Source organism: Streptomyces roseoverticillatus, assembly GCF_000719265.1.
GTDB lineage: Bacteria > Actinomycetota > Actinomycetes > Streptomycetales > Streptomycetaceae > Streptomyces > Streptomyces roseoverticillatus.
The window spans coordinates 1-3,800 of sequence record NZ_JOFL01000056.1; the positions used below are offsets into that span (position 1 = coordinate 1).

The 3,800-nt window shown below is 73.9% G+C and carries 4 protein-coding genes; 3 read left to right on the plus strand and 1 reads right to left on the minus strand.

What is annotated here, in order from left to right; all coding sequences use genetic code 11:
• The 3 genes from IF61_RS0131715 to IF61_RS0131725 form a co-directional block, all read left to right on the plus strand.
• Positions 1-1,830 (plus strand): cysteine protease StiP domain-containing protein (locus IF61_RS0131715; RefSeq protein ID WP_052393349.1); only part of this gene is annotated, 1,830 nt, incomplete at its 5' end.
• A complete protein-coding gene (locus IF61_RS0131720) occupies positions 1,827-2,630 on the plus strand; it encodes an HAD family hydrolase (RefSeq protein WP_030370008.1) in 804 nt (267 codons plus the stop codon). The genes IF61_RS0131715 and IF61_RS0131720, both read left to right, overlap by 4 nt.
• 40 nt (positions 2,631-2,670) lie before the next feature.
• A complete protein-coding gene (locus IF61_RS0131725; RefSeq protein WP_030370009.1) occupies positions 2,671-3,333 on the plus strand; it encodes an O-methyltransferase in 663 nt (220 codons plus the stop codon).
• On the opposite strand, the gene IF61_RS34925 is transcribed toward IF61_RS0131725, so the two are convergent.
• Positions 3,330-3,545 (minus strand): FmdB family zinc ribbon protein, encoded by a 216-nt coding sequence (locus tag IF61_RS34925; protein WP_030370010.1) that lies wholly within the window; start codon positions 3,543-3,545, stop codon positions 3,330-3,332. The two genes, IF61_RS0131725 and IF61_RS34925, sit on opposite strands and share 4 nt — an antisense overlap.
• Positions 3,546-3,800: the final 255 nt, after the last annotated feature.

Below are 3,800 nucleotides of genomic sequence, written 5' to 3' on the forward strand. Positions count from 1 at the left end.
CCGTATATTTACGGGCCCGTTGCCGTAGACGTCGAGGGTGCCCCGGTATTGGGCCCACAAATACACGTCAGCGCCCCGGACCCCCACCCCTGCGCCCCCGCCCGCGAGACCGACGCGCGGGCCACCCGCGTAGATCTCCAGTGGCCGGCCCGTCTGCCTGACGGCGGCCGGCACGGCTTCACTCCCGAGCACAGGGCGCGTCTGGAAGCAGCGCTCCCTGGTATTGCCAGAAGGGTTGTGGGCAGCTGTTCCGCTGGGGCGGAACGGGTGGGCACAACCCGGCCGGCAGACGGCAACGGCGATCGCACCGCGCGGCGCGTCCTCGTCCTCGGTACCGAGGAGCTGATGTACACCCCCCTGCGCCTCGCGCAGGCACTGGAGACCGCCCTCGGCGACGCGGCGGACGTCCGTTTCTCCACGACCACCCGGTCACCCGTCCTCCCCGTGGACGACCCGGGCTACGCGATCCGATCGCGGATCACCTTCCCGGCGCACGACAACCCCGTGGACGGCCCCGGCCCCCGCTACGCGTACAACGTCGCCGGCGCCGGCTTCGACACGATCGTCGTCGTCGTCGATTCCCACGGTGACACCGCCGAACTGCACGCCCCCGGCGGCCTGCTCGACGCGGTCGCCCCGCACGCGGAGCACGTCCTGCTCGCCGTCATCCCCTCCTACATACCTGAGAGCCCCATGCCCGAACCCCTGCGCGGCCCCGCCTTCTCCTCCTACGACCCCGAGGACGTCGGCTGGCTCCTCCAGGACCTGTCCGGCGTCGAGCTGGAGGCGCCCACCGAGGAGCGCGAGGAGGCGATCCAGAGCGGCGGCGCGCACTACGCCGAGTCGCTGCCCGTCGAGTACCAGCCCAGCGAGCAGTACCAGGCCCTCTACGAGGCCGCCCTGGGCGGCTCGGCGGACCGGATCGCCCGCGCCGTCGGTGCCGTCACCGAGACCGTGCTCGCCGAGCGGTCCCCCCGCCCCGTCCTCGTCTCGCTGGCCCGGGCCGGGACGCCCGTGGGCGTGCTGATGCGCCGCTGGGCCCGGTACGCGCACGGGCTGGACCTGCCGCACTACGCCGTCTCCATCGTCCGGGGCCGCGGCATCGACCCCGTCGCCCTGCGCTGGCTCGCCGCGCACCACGATCCGGCGGACGTCGTCTTCGTGGACGGGTGGACCGGCAAGGGCGCCATCACCCGTGAACTGGCCGCGGCGCTGGAGGAGTTCCCCGGCTTCGACCCGCGGATCGCCGTCCTCTCCGACCCCGGGCACTGCGTGGAGACCTTCGGCACCCGGGACGACTTCCTCATCCCGTCCGCCTGTCTCAACTCCACCGTCTCCGGCCTGGTCTCCCGCACCGTCCTGCGCTCCGACCTCGTCGGCCCGGACGACTTCCACGGCGCCAAGTTCTACCGCGAGCTGGCCGGTGCCGACGTGTCCCGCGCCTTCATCGACGCCGTCACCGCCCGCTTCGGCGAGGTGGAGGAGGGCGTGCGGCGGGACGCCAAGGAGCTCGCCGGCGCCGACCGCGCGCCCACCTGGGCCGGCTGGGCCGCCGTCGAGCGGATCAGCGAGGAGTACGGCATCGACGACGTGAACCTCGTCAAGCCGGGGGTGGGGGAGACCACCCGCGTGCTGCTGCGCCGCGTCCCGTGGAAGATCCTCGCCCAGCGCGGGGCCGGAGCGGACCTGGACCACGTACGCCTGCTGGCCGAGCAGCGCGGGGTGCCCGTCGAGGAGGTGGACGGCCTGCCGTACAGCTGCGTCGGCCTGATCCACCCCCGGTACACCCGCGGCGCGACCGGCGCCGACGGCAAGGCGGTCGCGAAGTGACCCTCCTCGTCGCCAGCGACCTCGACCGCACGCTCATCTACTCGGCCGCGGCGCTCGCCCTCGCCGGGCCCGACGCGCAGGCCCCGCGGCTGCTGTGCGTCGAGGTCTACGACCGCAAGCCGCTCTCGTACATGACCGAGACGGCGGCCGCCACGTACGCCGGGCTGGCCGCCGCCGTGCCCGTCGTGCCCACGACCACCCGGACGCGCGAGCAGTACGGGCGGATCCGCCTGCCCGGCCCTCCGCCCGCGTACGCGATCTGCGCCAACGGCGGCGAGCTCCTCGTCGACGGCGAGTCCGACCGCTCCTGGCGGGCCGGCGTGGAGCGGCGGATCGCCGCCGGGTGTGCGCCGCTCGCCGAGGTGCGCGAGCACCTCGTGCGGGCCGCCGACCCGGAGTGGCTGCTCAAGGAGCGCACCGCCGAGGACCTCTTCGCCTACCTCGTCGTGGAGCGGGCGAAGCTGCCCGACGGCTGGGTCGCGGAGCTCGCCGAGTGGGCCGGCGCCCGCGGCTGGAGCGTGTCGCTGCAGGGCCGCAAGCTCTACGCCGTGCCGCGCCCGCTCACCAAGAGCGCCGCGGTCGCGGAGGTCGCGCGGCGCGCCGGCGCCTCCGGGGTGCTCGCCGCCGGCGACTCGCTCCTCGACGCCGACCTGCTGCTGGCCGCCGGCCGCGGCTGGCGGCCCGGCCACGGCGAGCTCGCCGACACCGGCTGGTCCGCCCCGCACGTCACCGCCCTGGAGACACGGGGCGTGGCCGCGGGCGAGGAGATCCTGCGGGCTTTCGCGGACGCGGCGGCGTAGGCTCGTCCGCGGCCTTGTGCACGCCGTCGAGGAGGAACCCGTGACCGAGTTCAAAGGCACCGCGCTCACCCCCGAGTTGTACGCGTACGTCCTCGCCCACAACCCTCCGCTCGACCCCGTGCAGCGCGGCCTGGTCGAGACCACCCAGCGGGCGCTCCCCACGCACGCCGTCAAGCAGATCGCCGAGGAGCAGGTGCCGCTGCTGGCGTTCCTCGTACGGCTGACCGGGGCCCGGCACGTCGTGGAGGTCGGCACGTTCACCGGCCTGTCCGCGCTCGCCATGGCGCAGGCGCTGCCCGAGGGCGGCGCACTCGTCGCCCTGGACATCTCCGAGGAGTGGACCGCCTACGCCCGGCAGGCCTGGGAGCAGGCCGGCGTCGACGGCCGGATCGACCTGCGCATCGCGCCCGCCCTGGACTCCCTGCGGGCCATGCCCGCCGAACCCCACATCGACCTGGCGTTCCTCGACGCCGACAAGGACAACTACGTCAACTACTGGGAGGAGCTCGTTCCGCGGCTGCGCCCCGGCGGGCTGATCGTCGCCGACAACACCCTGATGATGGGCTCGGTCCTGGACCCGGAGAACCACCCCGCGGGCGCCCACGTACGGGAGTTCAACACGCACGTGGCGGCCGACAAGCGCATGGAGTCGGTCATGCTGACGGTGGCCGACGGCCTGACCCTGGCACGCAGGGTGGGCTAGGCGCAGCAACCGCCGCCGCAGCAGCCTCCGCCGCCCCCGCCCTGCGGCGCGGGCGCGGCGGAGGACCCACCCGTGACAGCAACGGCGGACAGCAGCTTCACCGTGTCCTCGTGCCCCGCGGGGCAGGTAGCGGGCGCGGACGACTCGGCCATGGGCCGAGACAGCTCGAAGGTGTCCCCACAGGAACGGCAACGGTACTCGTAACGAGGCATGCGGGCAGCATAGCCAGGGCGTCCGGAAGGCGGCGCCTTGTTCGTGCGGCGGGAGGCGGCGAGGCCGTACCGAATACGACGGGGCGCAGCTGTTCGCGACGGCGGGAGGTGGTGGGGGCGCAGGGGTGGGGGTCCGGGGCGCTGACGTGTATTTGTGGGCCCAATACCGGGGCCCCCTTGGAGGCCGCGGCAACGGGCCCGTAAATATACGGCCCCGCTCCCCCCGGATCTCCTGAACCACCCGGGAAACAGAAC